The organism is Streptomyces silvae, from assembly GCF_016745505.1.
GTDB classification, from domain to species: Bacteria; Actinomycetota; Actinomycetes; order Streptomycetales; family Streptomycetaceae; genus Streptomyces; species Streptomyces silvae.
Genome location: NZ_JAERUC010000011.1, coordinates 48,444 through 71,562 on the forward strand (window position 1 = coordinate 48,444; position 23,119 = coordinate 71,562).

Here is a 23,119-nt window from a genome sequence, read left to right on the forward strand (position 1 = left end):
CTCCGCACGTCCTCACGCACCGACCGCCCACCGGTCGGCGTGGCGCTCCGCCCATGGCGCATACGGTGACATCACCCGTTGCGATTCGAGGAGCACGTCGCATGTCGTCCGACTTCTTCATCCCGGACCCCGAGGGTCTGATCCCCAGCGCCGAGGGGTACTTCGGCGCCTACGGCGGAAAGTTCATCCCGGAGGCGCTCGTCGCCGCCGTGGACGAGGTCGCCGTCGAGTACGACAAGGCCAAGGCCGACCCGGCCTTCGCCGCCGAGCTCAACGCGCTCATGGTGGACTACACCGGCCGGCCCAGCGCCCTGACCGAGGTCGCGCGCTTCGCCGAGCACGCCGGGGGCGCCCGCGTCTTCCTCAAGCGCGAGGACCTCAACCACACCGGCTCGCACAAGATCAACAACGTGCTCGGCCAGGCCCTGCTCACCAAGCGGATGGGCAAGACCCGTGTCATCGCGGAGACCGGGGCGGGCCAGCACGGCGTCGCCACCGCGACCGCCTGCGCGCTCTTCGGGCTCGAGTGCACCATCTACATGGGCGAGATCGACACCGAGCGGCAGGCGCTGAACGTGGCGCGGATGCGGATGCTCGGCGCCGAGGTCGTCGCGGTGAAGTCCGGCTCCCGGACCCTCAAGGACGCCATCAACGAGGCGTTCCGCGACTGGGTCGCCAACGTGGACCGCACCCACTACCTCTTCGGCACGGTCGCCGGACCGCACCCCTTCCCGGCGATGGTCCGCGACTTCCACCGGGTGATCGGCGTCGAGGCCCGCCGCCAGATCCTGGAGCGCACCGGCCGGCTGCCGGACGCCGCGGTCGCCTGCGTCGGCGGCGGCTCCAACGCCATCGGCCTCTTCCACGCCTTCATCGGCGACCAGGACGTCCGGCTGGTCGGCTGCGAGCCCGCAGGACACGGCGTGGAGACCGGCGAGCACGCGGCGACCCTGACCGCGGGCGAGCCCGGCATCCTGCACGGCTCACGCAGTTACGTCCTCCAGGACGAGGAGGGCCAGATCACCGAGCCCTACTCGATCTCGGCCGGACTCGACTACCCGGGCATCGGCCCGGAGCACGCCTACCTCAAGGACGTCGGCCGGGGCGAGTACCGCGCCGTCACCGACGACGCCGCCATGCAGGCGCTGCGCCTCCTCTCCCGCACCGAGGGGATCATCCCGGCCATCGAGAGCGCGCACGCGCTGGCCGGGGCCCTGGAGGTCGGCCGGGAGCTCGGCGAGGACGGGCTGATCCTGATCAACCTGTCCGGCCGCGGCGACAAGGACATGGACACGGCAGCCCGGTACTTCGGGCTGTACGACGCCGACGCGGTCGTCGAGGCCGATGTCGCCGACGGAGAGGAAGAGGTCACCAAGTGAGCGGCAACCGAGAGCTTCTCGAATCGACGCTGGCACGGACCGCCTCCGAGGACCGTGCGGCGCTCATCGCCTACCTCCCCGGCGGCTTCCCGACCGTCGACGGCGGGATCGCGGCCGTCAAGGCGGCCGTCGCGGGCGGTGCCGACGTCATCGAGGTGGGCCTCCCGCACAGCGACCCGGTGCTCGACGGACCGGTCATCCAGACCGCCGACGACATCGCGCTGCGCGGCGGGGTGAAGATCGCCGACATCATGCGCACGGTCCGCGAGACGCACGAGGCGACGGGTGCCCCGATCCTCGTCATGACGTACTGGAACCCGATCGACCGGTACGGCGTGGAGCGCTTCACCGCCGAGCTCGCCGAGGCGGGCGGCGCCGGGTGCATCCTGCCCGACCTGCCGGTCCAGGAGTCCGCGCTGTGGAGGGAACACGCCGAGAAGCACGGTCTCGCCACCGTCTTCGTCGTCGCCCCGAGCAGCAAGGACGCCCGCCTCGCCGCCATCACGGCGGCCGGCTCCGGATTCGTGTACGCCTCCTCGCTGATGGGCGTCACCGGCACCCGCGAATCGGTCGGCGAGCAGGCCCAGGACCTGGTCCGGCGCACCCGCGCCACCACGGACCTCCCGGTCTGCGTGGGCATCGGCGTCTCCACCGCCGACCACGCCCGGCAGGTCGCCGGGTTCGCCGACGGGGTGATCGTCGGCTCGGCCTTCGTCAAGCGGATGCTGGACGCCCCGGACGAGGCCGCCGGTCTCGCCGCCGTCCAGGCGCTGGCGGGCGAACTGGCCGAAGGCGTTCGAAAGCGCTGACAGCCGGGGTCATCCGTACGGGTGGTCCTGGGACCGGGGAGGCGCTGACGTGCCTCCCCGGTTCGTTTGCGCCATGTGAGCGAGAAGAACCAAGACCGCAGAAGAGCCGCGCGTGACCGGCTCGTCCAGCAGCGTGAGCAGGACCGGGCCCGGGACCGGCGCCGCCGCACGCTGATCGTCTCGACCGCCGTGGTGGGGGTGCTGGCCCTGGCGGCCGTGATCGGAGTGATCGCCGCCAACGCCGGCAAGAACGGCGAGGACAGCGAGGCCGGGCCCGCCGTCACCCCGTCCGGGGCGCAGGGGAAGGACGGACTCGCCCTCCAGGTCGGCGCCGACGACGCCCCGTCCACGCTCACGATCTGGGAGGACTTCCGCTGCCCGGTCTGCGCCCAGTTCGAGAACGCCTTCCGTGACACGTTCACCGAGCTCACCGACAGCGGTCAGCTCAAGGTGGAGTACCACCTGGCGACGATCATCGACGGCAACCTCGGCGGCAGCGGCTCGCTGCGCGCGGCCAACGCGGCCGCCTGCGCCCAGGACGTCGGCAAGTTCGCCCCGTACCACGACGTCCTCTACCGCAACCAGCCCGCGGAGACCGACGACGCCTTCGGGAAGAACAGCAAGCTGATCGAGCTGGCGGGCAAGGTGGACGGCCTGGACACGCCCGCCTTCCGCAGCTGCGTGGAGGACGGCACGCACGACAGCTGGGTCGAGAAGTCCAACAAGGCGTTCGGCGAGGGCGGCTTCGAGGGCACACCCACCGCGCTGCTCAACGGCGAGTCGATCTTCCCGAAGAAGGGGGACGAGCAGATCTCCGCGGCCAACATCAAGAAGTGGGTCGCCGAGGCGAACAAGGGCAAGAAGCCGGCCACCGTCGGCGCCACCCCCTGAGGCCCGCCGCAGGGCGCTCCGGCGGGTACTCCGCCGGGGCCCCGTTACCCAGAAGTTGCCGGACGGCTTGCCGTACGTCCCGTCCGGCAGGGTAGCGTCGACCCCGTCATGAACCTTGCCTTCATTCCCAGCCCGTCGACCGGCGTGATCGAGCTCGGCCCGATCCCGCTCCGCGGCTACGCGTTCTGCATCATCATCGGTGTCTTCGTCGCCGTCTGGCTCGGCAACAAGCGCTGGATCGCCAGGGGCGGCAAAGCCGGCACCGTCGCCGACATCGCCGTCTGGGCCGTGCCCTTCGGCCTGGTCGGCGGCAGGCTCTACCACGTCATCACCGACTACCAGCTGTACTTCAGCGACGGTCAGGACTGGGTGGACGCCTTCAAGATCTGGGAGGGCGGCCTCGGCATCTGGGGCGCGATCGCCCTCGGCGCCGTCGGCGCCTGGATCGGCTGCCGCCGCCGCGGGATCCCGCTCCCCGCCTGGGCGGACGCGCTGGCCCCCGGCATCGCCGTCGCCCAGGCCATCGGCCGCTGGGGCAACTGGTTCAACCAGGAGCTGTACGGCAAGCCGACCGACGTGCCCTGGGCGCTGAAGATCAGCGAGGGCACGAACCGGGTCGCGGGCACCTACCACCCGACGTTCCTGTACGAGTCCCTGTGGTGCATCGGCGTCGCGCTCCTGGTCATCTGGGCGGACCGCCGCTTCAAGCTCGGACACGGCCGCGCCTTCGCGCTCTACGTCGCCGCGTACTGCGCGGGCCGCGGATGGATCGAGTACATGCGCGTCGACGAGGCGCACCACGTGCTGGGCCTCCGGCTCAACGTGTGGACCGCGATCGTCGTGTTCGTGCTCGCCGTGACGTACATCGTGATCTCCGCGAAGGTGCGCCCCGGCCGTGAGGAGATCGTCGAGCCCGCCGCGGTGGGCCTGTCCCAAGACGGCGACAAGGCGGCGGACACGACCGACGACACGAGCGCCGACAAGGCCGACGACAAGGTCGACGACGCCCCCGATGAGGACGCCCCGGCCACCCCGGAGGCGGCCGGTGACCCCGGGGCGGAGGCGCCCGACGAGGACGGGGCCCCGCAGAAGGCCGACCGGAGCTGACGCTCCCCGCACACGCGACGGAGGGGCCGCCGGACCACCAAGGTCCGGCGGCCCCTCCGTCCGTGTACGGGCCTCAGCGGCGCGAGCGCGCCAGCGACAGCGTGCGCTCCGCGCTCGCCACCACCGCCGCGTCGACGAACCTCCCGTCCGGCAGCGCCTGCGCCCCCGCCTGGGCCCGGGACGCCTCCAGGATCTGCTCCGCCGCCTCGACCTCGCGTGCCGTGGGCCGGAACGCCCGTTCGATCACCGGCAGCTGCCGGGGGTGGATCGCCGCCCGGCCGAGCAGCCCGAGATCCCTCCCGTGCGCACAGGACGCCCGCAGCCCGGACAGGTCCCGGACATCGGGGTACACCGACATCACCGGCGGGTCGAGCCCGGCCGCCCGGGCGGCGATCACCACACGGCTGCGCGGCCAGTCCAGGCCGGCGTCGTCCCGCACCCCCAGATCCGCCCGGAGGTCCGCCTCGCCCAGGGCGATCCCCCGTACGGCGTGATGCGCCCCGGCGATCGAATACGCGTGCTCGATCGCCAGCGCCGACTCCAGCAGCGGATACAGCGGCACACCCGGAGCCAGTGCCTCGACATGGTGCACGGACGCCGCATGGGTGATCTTCGGCAGCCGCATCCCGGACAGCCCCGGCAGCCCCGCCAGCGCCCTCACGTCGTCCTCGCCGTGGACCCGGACATGGACCGGCACCGCCATCGGGTCCGCCGTGACGGGGTCCGAGAGCAGCTCCGCCGTCGCCGACCGCGCGTACTCCTTGCGGTCCGGCGCGACCGCGTCCTCCAGATCGACGATCACCACGTCCGCGCCCGAACCGAGCGCCTTGCGGACCACCTCCGGCCGGTCCCCGGGGACGTACAGCCAGGTCAGGGCGGTGGCCGGCCCGCTCACAGCGCCCCCTCGTCCCGGAGTGCCGCGACCGCAGGGGCGGAGAGGCCGAGCTCCGCGAGGATCTCGTCCGTGTCCGCGCCGTGGGGCCGGCCCGCCCAGCGGATCGCCCCCGGTGTCTCCGAGAGCCGGAACAGCACGTTCTGCATCCGCAGCGTCCCCAGCTCGGGGTCCTCGACCTCGGTGATCGTGCCCAGCGCCCGGTACTGCGGGTCCTCCATCACATCCCGTACGTCCTGGATCGGCGCGATCGCCGCCTCGGCCTTCTCGAAGGCGTCCACCACCTCCTCCCGGGTGCGCCGGGCGATCCAGTGGCCCACCGCCTCGTCGAGTTCGTCGGCGTGCTCGGCGCGGGTGCTGCCGGCGGAGAACCACGGCTCCTCGGTCAGCTCCGGGCGCCCCACCAGGCGCATCACCCGTTCCGCGACCGACTGGGCGGAGGTCGAGACGGCGACCCAGTGGCCGTCGGCGGTGCGGTAGGTGTTGCGCGGGGCGTTGTTGCGGGAGCGGTTCCCGGTCCTGGGCTGGACGTAGCCGAGCTGGTCGTACCAGAGGGGCTGCGGGCCCAGCACGGTGAGGATCGGCTCGATGATCGCCATGTCGACCACCTGCCCGCCCCCGGTGCGGTCCCGGCCGGCCAGGGCCGTCATCACCGCGTACGCCGTGGCGAGCGCCGCGATCGAGTCGGCGAGCCCGAACGGCGGCAGGGTCGGCGGCCCGTCCGGCTCGCCGGTGACGGCGGCGAAACCGCTCATCGCCTCGGCGAGCGTGCCGAAGCCGGGCCGGTGCGCGTACGGGCCCTTCTGCCCGAAGCCCGTGACCCTGGCCAGCACCAGCCGGGGGTTGACGGCGCGCAGCTCCTCCCAGCCCAGCCCCCAGCGCTCCAGGGTGCCGGGCCGGAAGTTCTCGATGACGACGTCGGTCTCCGCGGCCAGCCGCAGCAGCACGTCCCGGCCGCCCGGCGCCGACAGATCGAGGGTCAGCGTGCGCTTGTTGCGGCCGAGCAGCTTCCACCACAGGCCGATCCCGTCCTTCGAGGGGCCGTGGCCGCGTGAGGGATCGGGCTTCCGAGGGTGCTCGACCTTGATGACCTCGGCCCCGAAGTCCCCGAGCATGGTGGCCGCGAGCGGCCCGGCGAAGAGCGTGGCGAGGTCCAGGACCCGCAGCCCGGCGAGCGGAGCGGTCGGTGTGCTCATGCGGCATCGATCTCGCTGCGGTGGGGCATGGACGTCGAGGCGCCGGGTCTCTGCACACAGAGCGCCGCGGCGGACGAGGCCCAGGCCAGCGCCGCCGGCACGGACCGGCCCTCCCCGAGGGCCACGGCCAGCGTGCCGACGAAGGTGTCCCCGGCGCCGGTCGTGTCGACGGCGGTGACCTCGGGGGCGGGGAAGAGGACCGGCTCGCCGCCCCGGGCCGCGTACAGACAGCCCTTCCGGCCGAGCGTGATCACCACCTCGGGGACCTGCCGCAGCAGGATCTGGGCCGCCCCGTGCGGATCCACGCACCCGGTCAGCGCCGCGGCCTCGTGCTCGTTGGGGACCAGCAGGTCGATGTCGTCCAGCAGACCGGCCGGCAGCGGCTGTACGGGGGAGGGGGTGAGGATCGTCCGTACGCCCCGGGCCTTCGCGGTCCGGGCTCCCTCCGCCACGACGGGGAGCGGCAGTTCCAGCTGGAGCAGCAGCAGGCCGGCCGCGGCGATCGCGGCGCTCCCGCCCGGACCGAGCGAGGTCACCGTGCCGTTGGCGCCGGGGATCACGACGATCGCGTTGGACCCCTCGTCGTCGACGACGATGTGCGCGGTGCCGCTGGGCCCCGCGACGGTGTGCAGCAGCTCCGTGTCCACACCGGCGTGTTCCAGATTCGTACGGAGCGCGGAGCCGTACTCGTCGGTCCCGACCGCGCCGATCATCACCACGTCCCCTCCGGCGCGGGCGGCGGCCACCGCCTGGTTGGCCCCCTTGCCGCCGGGGACGGTCCGGAACTCCCGTCCGGTGACGGTCTCCCCGCGCCCGGGTGCCCGGGCGACGTAGGCGACCAGGTCCATGTTGGTGCTGCCGAGCACCGCGATCGCTGTCATGGCCTGCGTACCTCCTGATAGGTCAGTTCCGCGAGGGTGTCGAAGCCGAGGGAGCCGAAGCCGGACACGGATGTGGCGAGGCGGTTCTTGAGCGGGGCGGTCCACCGGTCGGGCAGCGCGTCGGGCCGCCCCGCCAGCAGGCCCGCGAGCGAGCCCGCCGTCGCACCGTTGGAGTCGGTGTCCCAGCCGCCGGACACCGCGCAGCCGATGGAGCGGCCGAAGTCCCCGTCGGCGTGGGTGAGGGCGGCGGCGAGCAGCGCGGCGTTGGGCAGGACGTGCACCCAGTGGTGGGTCGGCCCGTACACCTCGTGGAGCCGGTCCACGGCCGTGTCGAAGTCCTCCTCGGCCCGGGCCGTCGCGATGCCGAGGCGCACCGCGTGCGCGTACCGGGACCGCGGCGGCACGACCCGCAGCCCCGCCGCCAGACAGCCGTGCACATCCGTCCCGCCGCCGGCCGCCTCGGCGAGGGCGGCGGCGGTGAACATCGCGCCGTACACCCCGTTGGCCGTGTGGGTGAGGACCGCGTCCCGGTGCGCCTGTTCCGCTGCGGCGCCCGGGTCGCCGGGGTGGGTCCAGCCGTGCACATCGGCCCGGATCTGGGCGCCGATCCACTCCCGGAACGGGTTGCGGTGGCGCGCGGTGTCCGGCGGTTCGATGCCGTCGAGCAGATTGCGGTACGCGACCCGCTCGGCGGTGAAGACCCGGCCCGCCGGGAGCTCGTCGAGCCAGAGCCGGGCGAGGTCGGACGTGCTGAAGCCGGGGCCGTGCCGCTGGAGCAACAGCACGGTCAGCAAGGGGTAGTTGAGGTCGTCGTCCTCGGGCATCCCGTCGATGTTCTCGGCGAGGGAGGTGGGGGCCGAGCGGCGGTTCCACGGGTGGGCGGCGGCCAGGTCGCCGGGGAGGCCCCGCGCAGTGAACCAGGTGGTGAGCGGCCAGTTCCCGGTGGCGCGGGCCAGGGCCCGGATGCCGGCCAGCGGCAGCTTCTCCACCGGCTTGCCCAGCAGACAGCCGGCCGCCCGCCCCAGCCAGGCTGCGTGCAGACGGCCGGGCCCGAAGGACACCGGGCGGACGGGCGGGGCGGGCCAGCGGGGGCAGAGGGCCCGGATCGCGGCCAGGTCCGTCGGCTCGTCGGCGGCCAGAGGGCTCTCCCGCAGGGCGAGTTCGTCCAGCAGCTGCCCGGCGAGCGCGCGCAGCCGGCGCGGCGCGGGGCCCTCCGAAGCCCCCGCGCGCTCCGGGGCGGGGGCGCCGCCCGCGGCGTACCAGCGCTGTGCGATCGACGCGACGGACTCGGCATCCCGGCCGTCCTGCGCGGCCTGGCGCAGCTCGTGGCCCACCAGGTCCTCGGGCTGGACCCAGGTCAGGCGTACGGTCACCGCCCGTCGCCCGCCAGCGCGGCGAACGCCGCCTCGTGCGCGCGCCGCCGCGCCGTGTCCCGTACGAAGATCTCGCGGGCCACCTCCGCGAGGGCCAGCGCCGGGGCGTGCAGGTCGAGGCGGCTGGCCTCGGCGACCGTCTTCGCCCAGGTCTCCGGGATCGCCTGCTCGCCGTGGAGCGCGCCCGCGAGCGCGCCGCTCATCGTGGCGATGGAGTCGCAGTCGCGGCCGTAGTTGACCGAGCCGAGCACCGTGCGCCGGTAGTCGCCCTCCCCGACGAGCAGCATGCCGAGCGCGACCGGCAGTTCCTCGATGGAGTGCAGCCGGGAGGGCCGCCGGGCGCCGAGCGAGGGGTCCCGGTAGTGCGGACCCACCGTGTCGAACGGTGCGACGGCCGCCCGCAGCGGCACCAGCGCGGACTCGAAGTCCGTGTGCCGGGCGGCCACTTCGCACACCGACTCGATCGCCGACCGGGTGCCGTCCTTGGCCAGGGCCAGCGCCGTCTCCACGACGGAGGCGGGGGTGGCGCCCGGAACGCAGGCGGCGGCGACACAGGCGGCCAGGACCCCGGCCGCCTCACGGCCGTACGAGGACTGGTGGGCGCCCGCGACATCCAGCGCCTCCGCGTACGCGGCCTCCGGATGGGCCGCGTTCACCAGGCCGACCGGGGCCATGTACATCGCCGCCCCGCAGTTGACGATGTTCCCGGAGCCCGCCTCGCGGGGGTCGGCGTGCCCGTAGTGCAGCCGGGTGACGATCCACTTCTCGGCGAGGAAGATCCGTTGCAGGGGGAGAGCCTCGGCTTCCAGCTCCGGGATCCAGCGGGGCCGCGACATCAGGTCCGGCACCAGGTGGTCGGCGACGGCGTAGGCGTCGAGGTGGCCGCGCACCGTCTCGTACACCCGGACCAGCGCGTGCGTCATCAGGGTGTCGTCGGTGACGTGCCCGTCGCCCTTGTGGTACGGGGCGATGGGGCGGGCGGTGCGCCAGTCGTCGCCGTACCAGGGCCCGACGATCCCGGTCACCCGGCCGCCGTGGCGCTCGGCGATCTGCTCGGGTGTCCAGCCCTCGACGGGGCCGCCGAGCGCGTCCCCCACGGCCGCGCCGACGAGGGCTCCGGTGACGCGTTCATCCAGGGTGAGCGTCGTGGTGGTCGTGCCGGCCGCGGGCGGTGCGGATGTTTTGTGTGCCATGTCGGAATTGTCCACCCGGGGTGGCCGGTTCCGTGGCTGCCAGCCGCCCGGCGAGTTCGATGAGGTCCGTACCGGCGAACAGGGGCAGCGCGCACCCGGCCAGCGTCCGGCAGGCCTCCCGCCAGCCCTCGGGCACGGTGGCCGTCCCGCCCAGCGCCCCGGTCAGCGCCCCGGCCAGCGCGGGCGCCGAGTCGGCGACCCGGGAGAGGCAGGCCGCGGCGGGGACGGCCTGGGCGAACTCGCCCCGGGCGGCGGTCGTCAGGGCGAGGGCGACCGGCACGGTCTCGGCGGCGGCGATCCCGTAGCTGTAGACGTGGTCCACGATCTGGTGCTCCAGCACGGGCACGAGCGCGAAGGCACCCGCCGCCTCGTCCGCGAACTCCCGGGCCAGCCGCACGGCGTGGACGGCGTTGCGGGCGATCTCGGTGCCCTCGGGCAGCTGGTCGAGCGCCGCGTTCACCACCGTGTCGACGTCGGACCCGGCGAGGGCCTCGGCGACCGCGGCGGCGAGGGCCCGCGCGCCGTGCACCCCGTCACCGTCCTGGGTGTACCGGGCGTCGAACTCGGCGAGCCCGGCCGCCGCCGCCGGATCACCCGGGTGGACGACGGCGAGCACGGCGGCCCGCACACAGGCCGCGTCGTCGAAGTAGTGCGGGTTGTCGTGCCCGGTGGCGGGCGGACGCAGCCCGGCGGCCAGATTGCCGAGCCCGGACCGTACGGAGATCCGCGCCCGCAGCGGAAGGACGGCCGACTCGACCTCGGGCGCCCGGGCGCTCGCGGCGGCGACCTTCGCCGCCAGCGCGTTCCACGACCGGTCGATCGCGTCCCGCATCCGGTGGCCGGGGGAGAGGCCGGGCGCGTGGTCGGCCGCGGCGGCCAGCACGGTCCGGGCGGCGAACGCGGCCCACTCGGCGTCGTCGGACGGGCCGAGCCGCAGCGGTTCCGGCGGCTGGTTCAGGGCGATGGGCACGGGGAGCGTCGTCGTCGCGTTCTGCTCGGCGAAGGTGTCCAGCTCCCGGGTGAGCCGCCGCGTCCACTCCGGCATCCGGGCCGCCCGGTGCCTGGCTGCCGGCCACCCGGCCGCGTCCCCGGCGGCCAGCCCGAGCAGCAGCCCCTCGATCCTGGCCCGCCTGCCCGGTGCGCCACGGCCCCCGCCGTCGGCCACCGGCTCCGAGGTGATCCGGATGGCCACGTGCGGGCCGGACTCCGCCGGTGCGGTGGGCACGCCCCGCGCGGGGCGGCGGTCGGCGGTCACCGGGCGTCCTGCCGGACACCGGAGGCCGCGGTGGCCGGCGGCCCCGGCGGGTCCTCGCCCTCGTCCGGGGTCAGCAGCTCCGCGATGTCCAGGACGTGGTAGCCCCGCATCGACGGCAGACAGCTGCCCCGCACCGGGCCGATCGCCGCCGCCCAGTCCCGGGGGATCGCCGACGCCCCGTGCAGGGCGCCGGCCAGCGCCCCCGCCACGGCCGCCGTGGTGTCGGCGTCCCGCCCCATGTTCACGGCCGTCAGCACCGCCGTACGGAAGTCACCGCGCGCCGCGGTCAGCGCGCCGAAGGCCAGGCCCACCGCCTCCGGCGCCAGATCCGTCCACGGGTAGCCGCCGATCACCACCGCGGACCGCACCGCACGCTCGGTGGCCAGCCGGTCCGGGTACGAGCGCTGCGCCGCCGTGACCGCGCGGCGCAGCGAGCGGGCCGTCCAGGAGTCCATCGGCACGACCGAGAGCGCGGCGGCGATCACCGAGGCGAGCCCCGCACCCACCATCGCGGCCGCCACCCCCGCCGCGACCGCCTGGCCGCCGTAGATGCCCTCCCCGTCATGGCTGACCCGCCCGTCCACCGCCACCAGACGGGCGGCCTCGTCGGGACGCCCCGCCGCGAACACCCCGAACGGCGCCGCCCGCATCGCGAGACCGTCGCTCCAGGCGTGCCGGTGCTGCGCCGAGATCGGGGCGGCCAGACCGCGCCGCAGATTCTCCAGCGTCCCGCGCTCACTGAACCCCGCGCCCCGGAACGGGCCCTCGTCCAGATCGGCGATCCAGTGGTGCCAGGCCCGTTCGACATGCGAGACGGTCAGCGCCGAGCCGTGCCTGGCCAGCAGCAGCCCCGAGAAGATCGCGTACTCGGTGTCGTCGGTGCCCGCCGGATCGTCACTGACGAAGCCCTCGATACGGCCCCAGCGGCGGCGGATCTCCGACGGACGCAGATTCTCCGCCGGCGCTCCGAGCGCGTCCCCCACCGCGAGCCCCAGCAGTGCTCCCCGCGCCCGGTCACCCGTGTCCGTGGCCGCACCGTCCGTGTCCGTCCCCGCACCGTCCGCCATGATCTCCATCGTGCCGACCCTTCGCTCCCACCCGGAACAACCGGATAGGGGAGGGTTCCCCGATCGGGCCGAAGAGAGGCTCTCATTTCGTACAGATCGGCCGCCTGGGTGACGCGCTCAGAGCAGGTAAGTTCGGCCTTCCTTGCTGGCGGGAGGCCTTTTTCGTGCGTACTTTCGACTGTGCGGAGCGGAGGAGGATCTCTCGGGGCCGCTCCCGGAGAAGGGGAGAGCTGTGTCCATCATCGAGACCGACGCCGTACTGCACGAGGCCCACCGCGACAACCACACGCACCGTGACGTCAACGGCGGCTGGCTGCGCCCCGCGGTGTTCGGCGCCATGGACGGTCTCGTCTCCAACCTCGCCCTGATGACGGGCGTCGCCGGAGGGGCGGTCTCCCAGCAGACCATCGTCATCACCGGCCTGGCCGGGCTCGCCGCCGGGGCGTTCTCGATGGCCGCGGGGGAGTACACCTCCGTCGCCTCGCAGCGCGAGCTCGTCGAGGCCGAGCTCGCCGTCGAGCGGCGTGAGCTGCGCAAACACCCCAAGGACGAGATGCGTGAGCTCGCCGCGCTCTACGAGTCCCGGGGGGTCGAGCCCGCGCTCGCCCAGGAAGTCGCACGCCAGCTTTCCAGGGACCCGGAGCAGGCGCTGGAGATACACGCCCGCGAGGAGCTGGGCATCGACCCGGGCGACCTGCCCTCGCCCCTCGTCGCCGCGCTGTCCTCCTTCGGCGCCTTCGCGCTGGGCGCCCTGCTGCCCGTACTGCCCTACCTGCTCGGCGCCACCGTCATGTGGCCCGCCGTGCTGCTCGCCCTGGCCGGCCTGTTCGGGTGCGGCGCGGTGGTGGCCCGGGTGACGGCGCGGACCTGGTGGTTCAGCGGACTGCGCCAACTGGTCCTCGGCGGGGCCGCCGCGGCGATCACGTACGGCCTGGGCTCACTGTTCGGTGTGGCCGTCGGCTGAGCCCCGGCGGGGGAGACCGCGAGAGTGGGGATGCCCGTGGGAACCCGGCCGCCGTGCCGGGATTTCACGGGCATCCCGCCGTGTTGTCACCGGTGTGACGTACGTCTTGACGCACGTCACTGGGCGGATGGGGTAAGGCCGCCGTAAAATGAGACGCTATGCAGTGCTACACATAAGTAGCCGTTACCCGGCGGTTTCGAATCCATGACCGCTGGGCAAGAGCCGTAGACACTCGCGGGCAACGACGCCTGCTCTCTGCGGTCTCCCCGGACGGTGGTCCACAAGGATCCGTTCGATCATGACCCACCCGCACCGCGACTCCGTGGTGTCCGCATGTTGGAACACTCTTTCCGCTTTTTGAGAAGCGTTCCATCATGTAACCTGCACGAAATTTCGCAGAGGGCCAGCGTCGTCCCTCGGCACAGCACATGCCACGACGACGACGGGAGAGCCGATGCGTTCCGACGCCTGGTCGCCCATGGACGGTCGCCCTGTCCAGCAGGGGATGTACGACCCCCGTAACGAGCACGACGCCTGTGGTGTCGGGTTCGTGGCCACTCTGACCGGTGTGGCCAGCCATGAGCTGGTCGAGCAGGCGCTGACCGTACTGCGCAACCTCGAACACCGCGGCGCCACAGGATCCGAGCCCGACTCGGGTGACGGCGCCGGCATTCTCCTCCAGGTGCCCGACGCCTTCCTCCGCGAAGAGGCCGGCTTCGAGCTCCCCGAGGCCGGCTCCTACGCCGTGGGCATCGCCTTCCTCCCCGCGGACGACTCCACCGACTCCGTCAAGCAGATCGAGAAGATCGCCGCCGAAGAGGGCCTCGACGTCCTCGGCTGGCGCCAGGTCCCGGTCACGCCCGACATCCTCGGCAGCGGCGCCCGCGCCACGATGCCCGAATTCCGCCAGCTGATCGTCGCCGACGGTGAGAGCACCGGCATCGTCCTGGACCGCAAGGCCTTCGTCCTGCGCAAGCGCGCCGAGCGTGAGGCCGGGGTGTACTTCCCCTCGCTCTCCGCACGCACGATCGTCTACAAGGGCATGCTCACCACCGGGCAGCTGGAGCCGTTCTTCCCGGACCTCTCCGACCGCCGCTTCGCCACCGCGGTCGCGCTGGTCCACTCCCGCTTCTCCACCAACACCTTCCCGAGCTGGCCGCTCGCCCACCCGTACCGCTTCGTCGCGCACAACGGCGAGATCAACACGGTCAAGGGCAACCGCAACTGGATGAAGGCCCGCGAGTCCCAGCTCGCCTCCAGCCTCTTCGGCGAGGCGCAGCTCGACCGGATCTTCCCCGTCTGCACCCCCGACGCCTCCGACTCCGCCTCCTTCGACGAGGTCCTGGAGCTGCTCCACCTCGGCGGCCGCTCGCTGCCGCACTCGGTGCTGATGATGGTCCCCGAGGCATGGGAGAACCACGCCTCGATGGACCCGGCCCGCCGCGCCTTCTACCAGTACCACTCCACGATGATGGAGCCCTGGGACGGCCCGGCCTGCGTCACCTTCACCGACGGCGTCCAGGTCGGCGCGGTCCTCGACCGCAACGGTCTGCGCCCCGGCCGCTACTGGGTCACCGACGACGGCCTCGTCGTCCTCTCCTCCGAGGTCGGCGTCCTCGACATCGACCCGGCCAAGGTGGTCCGCAAGGGCCGCCTCCAGCCCGGCCGCATGTTCCTCGTGGACACCGCCGAGCACCGCATCATCGAGGACGACGAGATCAAGGCGTCCCTGGCCGCCGAGAACCCGTACCAGGAGTGGCTGGAAACCGGCGAGATCGAGCTCGAGGACCTCCCCGAGCGCGAGCACATCGTCCACACCCACGCCTCGGTCACCCGCCGCCAGCAGACCTTCGGCTACACCGAGGAGGAGCTCCGCGTCCTCCTCGCCCCGATGGCCCGCACCGCCGGCGAACCCCTCGGCTCCATGGGCACCGACTCGCCGATCGCCGCGCTCTCCGAGCGCCCCCGGCTGCTCTTCGACTACTTCACCCAGCTCTTCGCCCAGGTCACCAACCCGCCGCTGGACGCCATCCGCGAGGAGCTCGTCACCTCGCTGCGCTCCACGCTCGGCCCCCAGGGGAACATCCTGGAGCCGACCGCCGCCGCCTGCCGCGCGGTCACGCTGCCCTTCCCGGTGATCGACAACGACGAGCTGGCCAAGCTCATACACATCAACGCCGACGGCGACATGCCGGGAATGAAGGCCGCGACCCTCTCCGGCCTCTACCGCGTCAGCGGCGGCGGCGACGCCCTCGCCGCCCGGATCGAGCAGATCACCGCCGAGGTCGACGCCGCCATAGAGGACGGCGCCCGCCTCATCGTCCTGTCCGACCGGCACTCCGACGCCGAGCACGCGCCGATCCCCTCGCTGCTGCTCACCTCGGCCGTCCACCACCACCTCATCCGCACCAAGCAGCGCACCCAGGTGGGCCTGCTGGTCGAGGCCGGCGACGTCCGCGAGGTCCACCACGTCGCGCTCCTCATCGGGTACGGCGCCGCCGCCGTCAACCCGTACCTCGCCATGGAGTCCGTCGAGGACCTCGTCCGCGCCGGTACGTTCATCGAGGGCATCGAGCCCGAGCTGGCCATCCGCAACCTGATCTACGCCCTTGGCAAGGGCGTCCTGAAGGTCATGTCCAAGATGGGCATCTCGACCGTCGCCTCCTACCGCGGCGCCCAGGTCTTCGAGGCCGTCGGCCTCGACGAGGCCTTCGTCGCGCAGTACTTCAACGGCACCGCCACCAAGATCGGCGGCGCCGGACTCGACGTCGTCGCCAAGGAGGTCGCCGCCCGGCACACCAAGGCGTACCCCGCCTCCGGCATCTCCGCCTCGCACCGCGCGCTGGAGATCGGCGGCGAGTACCAGTGGCGCCGCGAGGGCGAGCCGCACCTGTTCGACCCGGAGACGGTCTTCCGCCTCCAGCACGCCACCCGCAACCGCCGGTACGACATCTTCAAGAAGTACACCGGCCGGGTCAACGAGCAGTCCGAGCGCCTTATGACGCTCCGCGGCCTGTTCGGCTTCAAGAGCGGCCGCGAGCCGATCTCCGTCGACGAGGTCGAGTCCGCCGCCGAGATCGTCAAGCGCTTCTCCACCGGCGCCATGTCGTACGGCTCCATCTCCCAGGAGGCGCACGAGACCCTCGCCGTCGCCATGAACCAGCTGGGCGGCAAGTCCAACACCGGTGAGGGCGGCGAGGACTCCGAGCGCCTCTACGACCCGGCACGCCGCTCGTCCATCAAGCAGGTCGCCTCCGGCCGCTTCGGTGTCACCAGCGAGTACCTGGTCAACGCGGACGACATCCAGATCAAGATGGCGCAGGGCGCCAAGCCCGGCGAGGGCGGCCAGCTGCCCGGCCACAAGGTCTACCCGTGGGTCGCCAAGACCCGGCACTCCACCCCGGGCGTCGGCCTGATCTCGCCCCCGCCGCACCACGACATCTACTCCATCGAGGACCTGGCTCAGCTGATCCACGACCTCAAGAACGCCAACCCGGCGGCCCGCGTCCACGTGAAGCTGGTCTCCGAGGTCGGCGTCGGAACGGTCGCCGCGGGTGTCTCCAAGGCCCACGCGGACGTCGTCCTCATCTCCGGCCACGACGGCGGCACCGGCGCCTCGCCGCTCACCTCGCTCAAGCACGCGGGCGGCCCCTGGGAGCTCGGCCTCGCCGAGACCCAGCAGACCCTGCTGCTCAACGGCCTGCGCGACCGCATCGTCGTCCAGACCGACGGCCAGCTCAAGACCGGCCGCGACGTCGTCATCGCCGCGCTCCTGGGCGCCGAGGAGTTCGGTTTCGCGACCGCGCCGCTCGTCGTCTCCGGCTGCGTCATGATGCGCGTCTGCCACCTCGACACGTGCCCGGTCGGCATCGCCACCCAGAACCCCGTCCTGCGCGAGCGGTTCTCCGGCAAGGCCGAGTACATCGTCAATTTCTTCGAGTTCATCGCCGAAGAGGTCCGCGAGATCCTCGCCGAGCTCGGCTTCCGCACCATCGAGGAGGCCGTCGGCCACGCCGAACTCCTCGACACCGAGCGGGCCGTCACCCACTGGAAGGCACAGGGCCTCGACCTGGAGCCCCTCTTCTACGTGCCCGAACTCCCCGAGGGTGCGGTGCGCCACCGCGTCAACGACCAGGACCACGGACTGACCAAGGCCCTCGACAACGAGCTGATCAAGCTCGCCGCCGACGCCCTGGGCGCCGACAGCGCCGAGGCCGCCCAGCCCGTCCGGGCGCAGATCGCGATCCGCAACATCAACCGGACCGTCGGCACCATGCTCGGCCACGAGGTGACCAAGAAGTTCGGCGGTGCGGGCCTGCCCGACGACACCATCGACATCACCTTCACCGGCTCCGCGGGCCAGTCCTTCGGCGCGTTCGTACCGCGCGGTGTGACGCTGCGCCTGGAGGGCGACGCCAACGACTACGTCGGCAAGGGCCTCTCCGGCGGCCGCGTCATCGTCCGCCCGGACCGCGGCGCCGACCACCTCGCCGAGTACTCCACCATCGCCGGCAACACCATCGGCTACGGTGCGACCGGCGGCGAGCTGTTCCTCCGCGGCCGGACCGGCGAGCGCTTCTGCGTCCGCAACTCCGGCGCCACGGTCGTCTCGGAAGGCGTGGGCGACCACGGCTGCGAGTACATGACCGGCGGCCACGCGGTCGTCCTCGGTGAGACGGGACGCAACTTCGCCGCGGGCATGTCCGGCGGCATCGCGTACGTCATCGACCTCGACCTCGACAACGTCAACACCGGCAACGTCGGTGCCGTCGAGCTCCTCGACGACACCGACCGGCAGTGGCTGCACGACGTCGTGCGCCGCCACCAGGAAGAGACCGGCTCCACGGTCGCCGAGAAGCTGCTGGCCGACTGGGACTCCGCGGTCACCCGCTTCAGCAAGATCATCCCGTCCACCTACAAGGCAGTGCTCGCCGCCAAGGACGCCGCTGAGCTCGCCGGTCTCTCCGAGCAGGAGACCACCGAGAAGATGATGGAGGCGGCGACCAATGGCTGACCCCAAGGGCTTCCTGACCACCGGACGCGAGGTCGCCGAGACCCGCCCCGTCGGCGAGCGCGTCAAGGACTGGAACGAGGTCTACGTTCCGGGATCGCTGCTCCCGATCATCAGCAAGCAGGCCGGCCGCTGCATGGACTGCGGCATCCCGTTCTGCCACAACGGCTGTCCCCTCGGAAACCTCATCCCCGAGTGGAACGACTACGCCTACCGCGAGGACTGGTCGGCGGCGTCCGAGCGCCTGCACGCCACGAACAACTTCCCGGAGTTCACGGGCCGCCTGTGCCCCGCCCCGTGCGAGTCGGCGTGCGTCCTCGGCATCAACCAGCCGGCCGTCACCATCAAGAACGTCGAAGTCTCCATCATCGACAAGGCGTGGGACAGCGGCGACGTCACCCCGCAGCCGCCCGAGCGCCTCTCCGGCAAGACCGTCGCCGTCATCGGCTCCGGCCCGGCGGGACTCGCCGCCGCCCAGCAGCTGACCCGCGCCGGCCACACCGTCGCCGTCTTCGAGCGCGCGGACCGCATCGGAGGACTCCTCCGCTACGGCATCCCCGAGTTCAAGATGGAGAAGTCGCACATCAACCGCCGCATCGAGCAGATGCGCGCGGAAGGCACCAAGTTCCGTACGGAGGTGGAGATCGGCAAGGACATCGACGCCGCCAAGCTCCGCCGCCGCTACGACGCGGTCGTCATCGCCGCCGGTGCCACCGTCTCCCGCGACCTGCCCGTCCCGGGCCGCGACCTGAACGGCGTGCACTTCGCGATGGAGTACCTCCCGCTCGCCAACAAGGTGCAGGAGGGCGACCTCACGGTCTCCCCGATCACCGCCGAGGGCAAGCACGTCGTCGTCATCGGCGGCGGCGACACCGGCGCCGACTGCGTCGGCACCGCCCACCGCCAGGGCGCGGCCTCCGTCACCCAGCTGGAGATCATGCCCCAGCCGGGCGCCGAACGTAACGCCAACCAGCCCTGGCCGACCTTCCCGATGCTCTACAAGGTCACCTCCGCGCACGAGGAGGGCGGCGAGCGGATCTACTCCGTCTCCACCACCCACTTCGAGGGCGACGAGGACGGCAACGTCCAGTCCCTCCACCTCATCGAGGTGGAGTTCAAGGACGGCAAGCTGGAGCAGAAGGCCGGCACCGAGCGTGTCATCCCCGCCCAGCTCGTCACCCTGGCCATGGGCTTCACCGGCACCGACCAGGCCAACGGCCTCGTCCAGCAGTTCGGCCTCGACCTCGACGAGCGCGGCAACATCGCACGCGACGAGGACTACGCGACCAACGTCGACGGCGTCTACGTCGCCGGTGACGCGGGCCGCGGCCAGTCCCTCATCGTCTGGGCCATCGCCGAGGGCCGCTCCGCGGCACGCGGCGTGGACCGCTTCCTGACCGGGACCAGTGCCCTGCACGCCCCGATCCGCCCGACGGACCGTTCCCTGACGGTCTGACCACGGCACACAGACGTCCCGTACAACGGCGTACGGAACTGAACGCGGCGCCCGCCCCCGTCCCCGACCGGACAAGGGCGGGCGCCGCGACGCGTCCGGACCCCGGCGGCCTCAGCTCACCAGCGCCAGCGCGCACACCGCGGCCGCCGTGCCCGTCACCGACAGCACCAGCCCCGTCGAGACGAACCGGCCCAGCGCGATCCGCGTCCCGTGGAAGCTGCACCGCTCGAACCACAGCAGCGTCGCCAGCGACGCCCACGGGGTGACCAGCGGCCCCACGTTGACGCCGATCAGCAGCGCCAGCAGCTGCTCGTGGTTCCCGGCCGGGACGACCGCCTCGCCCGCCAGATAGGCCGGCAGATTGTTCAGTACGTTCGACAGCCCCGCCCCGACCCCCGCCGACCGCAGCATCCCCAGGAAACCGTTCCCGGAGCCCAGCGCGGACTCCAGCAGCCCGTGCAGGCCGTGCGCGTCCACCGTCTGCACCACCAGGAACATCCCCGGGACCAGCACCAGCAGCCGCCACGGCACCAGCGACAGCCGCAGCTCCTGCCGGCGCCGTACGGCGAACGCCACCACGACCACCACCATCGCCGCCGACGACGCCGCCCACAGCGGGACGTCCGCCAGCAGGATCGCCAGCAGGAAACCCCCGCAGGCCACCGCGCAGATCCGCAGCAGGACGGGGTCCCGGGCCACCGGTGGGCCCGGCGGGGTGTACCGGTCCGCGCCGCGCCGGCCACGCCGCCAGTAGAAGACCCACAGCCAGAGCGAGGTCATGGCGATCGCCGCGAGCTGGGGCAGCCACATCACCGCGGCGAGACCGGACGGCGAGAGCGCCACCCGCTCCGCCGCCAGCAGGTTCGTCAGGTTCGAGACCGGCAGCAGCAGACTCGCGGTGTTGGCCAGCCACACCGTCGTCATCGCCAGCGGCACCGCCGCGATCCCCACCCGGGTGGCCAGCGCCAGCATGACCGGAGTCAGCAGAACCGCCGTGGTGTCCAGGTTCAGCGTGATCGTGGTGAGCGACGCGAACGCCACGCACAGCCCGAACAGCAGCGGATAGCGCCCCCGCCCCGCCCGCGCCACCCAGGCCGCCACCACGTCGAAGACCTGCGCCCGGCCCGTCAGCTCGGCCATCACGATCACGGTGCCCAGGAACACCACCAGCGGCCCGACGCGCCGCATCTCCGCCGCGGCGGGATCCTCGGGCAGCAGCCCGGTCACCACCGCGAGCAGCCCCAGGGCCAGCAGACCGCCCGCGAGCCAGTCGAGCGGGTGGAGCCCCCGCACCCACCCGCGCGGGCCTTCACCAGGCCCCTCGTCCCCAGTTCCGCCGGACCCCTGACGTCCCTCCGGCACCTCTCTCACCATGGGACGATGATCTCAGAAAGCGGACTCCGGCCGGGGACCGGCGAGTTCGCCTCAGGCCGCGCCCGTCAGATCGTCCCCGTCAGCGCGGCCGTCCGTACGGCGACCACCGCCGCCAGCAGCACCACCAGGACCGCCCCGCCCGCCAGCTGCGCCGCGGACGTCCGCAGCCTCGCCGGCGCGTACGCGAGCCCGTAGGTCACCAGACCGCCCGTCAGCAGCCCGCCGAGGTGCCCCTCCCACGAGGTGAACGCGGCCGAGACGACCAACCAGAGCAGAAGACCCGCCATGAAGCGGTTGACCGCCTGCATGTCCCGGCCCAGCCGCCTGCTGATCACGTAGAACGACGCCGCCAGACCGAAGACCGCCCCCGAGGCGCCCACCGCGGTCGTCTCCGGCGACACCAGGTACACCAGGACCGAACCGCCCACCGCGGACAGCAGATAGAGCGCCAGATACCGTGCCCGGCCGAGCTGCCCCTCCACGACCCGGCCGATGTTCCACAGCGCGAGCATGTTGAAGACCAGGTGCATCACACCGAACGACGCGTCGGGCGGCAGATGCAGGAAGGTGCCGGTCAGCAGCCGGTACCACTCGCCGCCGGCCACCCCGATCAGCTCGAACCCGGGGTAGGTCTCCCCCTTGTAGTAGTACTGCCCGCCCGAGGGGTCGAGCAGCACGGCCCCGAGCATCCCGAACCGGTCCACGGTCTCCGACCGGGCCACCTCCACGACGTACGCGAGGATGTTGACCGCCATCAGCACATACGTCACGACCGGGGTCGTGGCGCCCGCCACCGCGCCGCCGAACACGGAGCGGGCCTGCCGGACCGAGCGCTGCCCCTCCTGCACGCACTCCACGCAGTGGTGGCCCACGGACGCCTCACGCATGCAGTCGGGGCAGATGTACCGGTCGCAGCGCGTGCAGCGCACATACGTCTCGTAGGACGGGTGGCGGTAACACGTGGTGGCGGCGGCCTCCATGGCCGGCTCCTTCATTCGTGGACGGGACGCGTGGACAAGGTCAGGAGCGCCACCGGGGCGGCGGCGCTCAAGATAGCGAACCCGGGTGAGGCGCGGCGCACCTGGGTGCCGGGGGCCGCCATCCCGGTGACGCTCCACGAATCACGACAGAAGGTGTCCTGCTTACCGGGTTGCATGACACCCATGACCACGACCGCGACACCCAGCTCATGGCAGGACTTCCGCACGGCCGAACCGGCCTTCGCCGACGCCGTGCAGAAGCGCTTCCAGCAGTACAAGCACCACGTCCTCGCGACCCTCCGCGCGGACGGCTCACCCCGGGTCACCGGCCTGGAGGTGGAGTTCCGGATGGACGCCCTGTGGCTGGGCATGATGCCGGGCTCCCGCAAGGCGCTGGACCTGCGGCGCGACCCGCGCTTCGCCGTCCAGGCCAACCCCGGGCCGGACGCGGAGATGGCCGACGGCGACATCCGGGTCTCCGGCCGGGCCGTGGAGATCACCGACGCCGCCGTGCTGGCCCGCTTCGTCGAGGAGGTCACGCCTCCGGAACCCTTCCTCCTCTTCCGCGCCGACCCCACGGAGGTGGTCCGCACGGGCATCGACGGCGACGACCTCGTCATCCAGGTCTGGCGCCCCGGCCACCCGCTGCGCACCCTGCGCAGGGGCTCCGACGACAGCCCCGTCCGCGAGGCGTGACACCCGGCCCGTACGCCTGGCCCGGACCTGGCCCGTACACCCGTCCGGAGCAGTCCCCGCCATGGATCCTGCGGGCAGGCGGTACGCGGCCCGGAGGCGTGCCCGTACGGCTTCCGGGTGAACCTGCCCCCTGCGACAGGGCGCCCGGGGCCCTTGCCGGGCCGCTTCCCGGCGGACTTCCCGGCGGACCTCCCGACACGCCGGGACGGAGTGATCTGCCGTCCGCCGACAGAACGTGCTACGGTTGCCGAGTTGCAGTTTTGGTACCCATGAACTTTATGTGCGCCTGACGGGAACCCTCCTCAGGCGCTTTATTGTTTTCCGGCTTTCTCCGGATGGGGCTCAATGCGGCGACTTGGAATCCGTAAAGTGCGGATTTCCGGCACTGCACCTCTTTTAGGAGAATGACATGGCTACTGGAACCGTGAAGTGGTTCAACTCGGAAAAGGGCTTCGGCTTCATCGAGCAGGACGGCGGCGGCGCCGACGTCTTCGCCCACTACTCCAACATCGCCACCCAGGGCTTCCGTGAGCTCCAGGAGGGCCAGAAGGTCTCCTTCGACGTCACGCAGGGCCAGAAGGGCCCGCAGGCGGAG

General features: G+C 72.4%; 18 protein-coding genes. 9 read left to right on the forward strand and 9 right to left on the reverse strand.

Annotated features, from left to right (window positions below; translation table 11 throughout):
- The first annotated feature begins 101 nt into the window (after positions 1 to 101).
- The 4 genes from trpB to lgt all read left to right on the forward strand — a co-directional run bounded on the left by trpB (position 102) and on the right by lgt (position 4,186).
- On the forward strand, positions 102 to 1,379 hold the full coding sequence (trpB, locus tag JKV81_RS01710; protein WP_129262140.1) for a tryptophan synthase subunit beta: 1,278 nt from the start codon (positions 102 to 104) through the stop codon (positions 1,377 to 1,379).
- Entirely contained in the window at positions 1,376 to 2,188 is an 813-nt protein-coding gene (gene trpA / locus JKV81_RS01715) for a tryptophan synthase subunit alpha (protein ID WP_202074785.1), read from the forward strand. Before trpB ends, trpA begins: the two co-directional genes overlap by 4 nt.
- Positions 2,189 to 2,263: 75 nt before the next feature.
- On the forward strand, positions 2,264 to 3,079 hold the full coding sequence (locus JKV81_RS01720) for a DsbA family protein (RefSeq protein WP_202074786.1): 816 nt from the start codon (positions 2,264 to 2,266) through the stop codon (positions 3,077 to 3,079).
- A 108-nt stretch (positions 3,080 to 3,187) separates the two neighbouring features.
- Entirely contained in the window at positions 3,188 to 4,186 is a 999-nt protein-coding gene (gene lgt / locus JKV81_RS01725) for a prolipoprotein diacylglyceryl transferase (protein ID WP_202074787.1), read from the forward strand.
- Between the two features lie 73 nt (positions 4,187 to 4,259).
- On the opposite strand, the gene JKV81_RS01730 is transcribed toward lgt, so the two are convergent.
- Genes JKV81_RS01730 through JKV81_RS01760 form a run of 7 tightly spaced genes read right to left on the reverse strand, consistent with a single transcriptional unit; the run spans position 4,260 to position 12,043 of the window.
- Positions 4,260 to 5,081: an HpcH/HpaI aldolase/citrate lyase family protein gene (locus JKV81_RS01730; protein ID WP_124276977.1), complete on the reverse strand. Its 822-nt coding sequence runs from the start codon at positions 5,079 to 5,081 to the stop codon at positions 4,260 to 4,262.
- Positions 5,078 to 6,274 carry a CaiB/BaiF CoA transferase family protein gene (locus JKV81_RS01735; RefSeq protein ID WP_147985365.1) on the reverse strand — a complete coding sequence of 399 codons (1,197 nt, stop codon included), beginning with the start codon at positions 6,272 to 6,274 and terminating at the stop codon, positions 5,078 to 5,080. Before JKV81_RS01735 ends, JKV81_RS01730 begins: the two co-directional genes overlap by 4 nt.
- Positions 6,271 to 7,155: a ribokinase gene (gene rbsK / locus JKV81_RS01740; protein WP_129262132.1), complete on the reverse strand. Its 885-nt coding sequence runs from the start codon at positions 7,153 to 7,155 to the stop codon at positions 6,271 to 6,273. The genes JKV81_RS01735 and rbsK overlap by 4 nt, the downstream gene beginning before the upstream one ends.
- Positions 7,152 to 8,528 carry an ADP-ribosylglycohydrolase family protein gene (locus JKV81_RS01745; protein ID WP_202074788.1) on the reverse strand — a complete coding sequence of 459 codons (1,377 nt, stop codon included), beginning with the start codon at positions 8,526 to 8,528 and terminating at the stop codon, positions 7,152 to 7,154. Before JKV81_RS01745 ends, rbsK begins: the two co-directional genes overlap by 4 nt.
- Positions 8,525 to 9,721 (reverse strand): ADP-ribosylglycohydrolase family protein, encoded by a 1,197-nt coding sequence (locus JKV81_RS01750; RefSeq protein WP_202074789.1) that lies wholly within the window; start codon positions 9,719 to 9,721, stop codon positions 8,525 to 8,527. The genes JKV81_RS01745 and JKV81_RS01750 overlap by 4 nt, the downstream gene beginning before the upstream one ends.
- Positions 9,657 to 10,913, reverse strand: coding sequence for an ADP-ribosylglycohydrolase family protein (locus tag JKV81_RS01755; protein WP_372444051.1), 1,257 nt, complete (start codon positions 10,911 to 10,913; stop codon positions 9,657 to 9,659). Before JKV81_RS01755 ends, JKV81_RS01750 begins: the two co-directional genes overlap by 65 nt.
- A gap of 59 nt (positions 10,914 to 10,972) precedes the next feature.
- Positions 10,973 to 12,043, reverse strand: coding sequence for an ADP-ribosylglycohydrolase family protein (locus JKV81_RS01760; protein ID WP_202074791.1), 1,071 nt, complete (start codon positions 12,041 to 12,043; stop codon positions 10,973 to 10,975).
- A 232-nt stretch (positions 12,044 to 12,275) separates the two neighbouring features.
- Here JKV81_RS01760 and JKV81_RS01765 point away from each other — a divergent pair, with 232 nt between their 5' ends.
- From JKV81_RS01765 to JKV81_RS01775, 3 genes are all read left to right on the forward strand, one after another.
- Entirely contained in the window at positions 12,276 to 13,007 is a 732-nt protein-coding gene (locus JKV81_RS01765) for a VIT1/CCC1 transporter family protein (protein WP_099176186.1), read from the forward strand.
- A gap of 454 nt (positions 13,008 to 13,461) precedes the next feature.
- Complete coding sequence (gene gltB / locus JKV81_RS01770) at positions 13,462 to 18,021, forward strand: glutamate synthase large subunit (protein ID WP_202074792.1); 4,560 nt, start codon at positions 13,462 to 13,464, stop codon at positions 18,019 to 18,021.
- On the forward strand, positions 18,014 to 19,474 hold the full coding sequence (locus JKV81_RS01775; protein ID WP_124276983.1) for a glutamate synthase subunit beta: 1,461 nt from the start codon (positions 18,014 to 18,016) through the stop codon (positions 19,472 to 19,474). The genes gltB and JKV81_RS01775 overlap by 8 nt, the downstream gene beginning before the upstream one ends.
- Positions 19,475 to 19,585: 111 nt before the next feature.
- On the opposite strand, the gene JKV81_RS01780 is transcribed toward JKV81_RS01775, so the two are convergent.
- Positions 19,586 to 20,848: an SLC13 family permease gene (locus JKV81_RS01780; protein WP_202074793.1), complete on the reverse strand. Its 1,263-nt coding sequence runs from the start codon at positions 20,846 to 20,848 to the stop codon at positions 19,586 to 19,588.
- Positions 20,849 to 20,913: 65 nt separating this feature from the next.
- The gene (locus tag JKV81_RS01785; RefSeq protein ID WP_129262119.1) at positions 20,914 to 21,828 is read right to left on the reverse strand and encodes a rhomboid family intramembrane serine protease; all 915 of its coding nucleotides are present in this window, start codon (positions 21,826 to 21,828) and stop codon (positions 20,914 to 20,916) included.
- A gap of 174 nt (positions 21,829 to 22,002) precedes the next feature.
- On the opposite strand from JKV81_RS01785, the gene JKV81_RS01790 reads away from it, so the two are divergent.
- A complete protein-coding gene (locus tag JKV81_RS01790; RefSeq protein ID WP_202074794.1) occupies positions 22,003 to 22,524 on the forward strand; it encodes a pyridoxamine 5'-phosphate oxidase family protein in 522 nt (173 codons plus the stop codon).
- A gap of 409 nt (positions 22,525 to 22,933) precedes the next feature.
- On the forward strand, positions 22,934 to 23,119 hold a 186-nt coding region (locus JKV81_RS01795), incomplete at its 3' end, for a cold-shock protein (protein WP_202074795.1).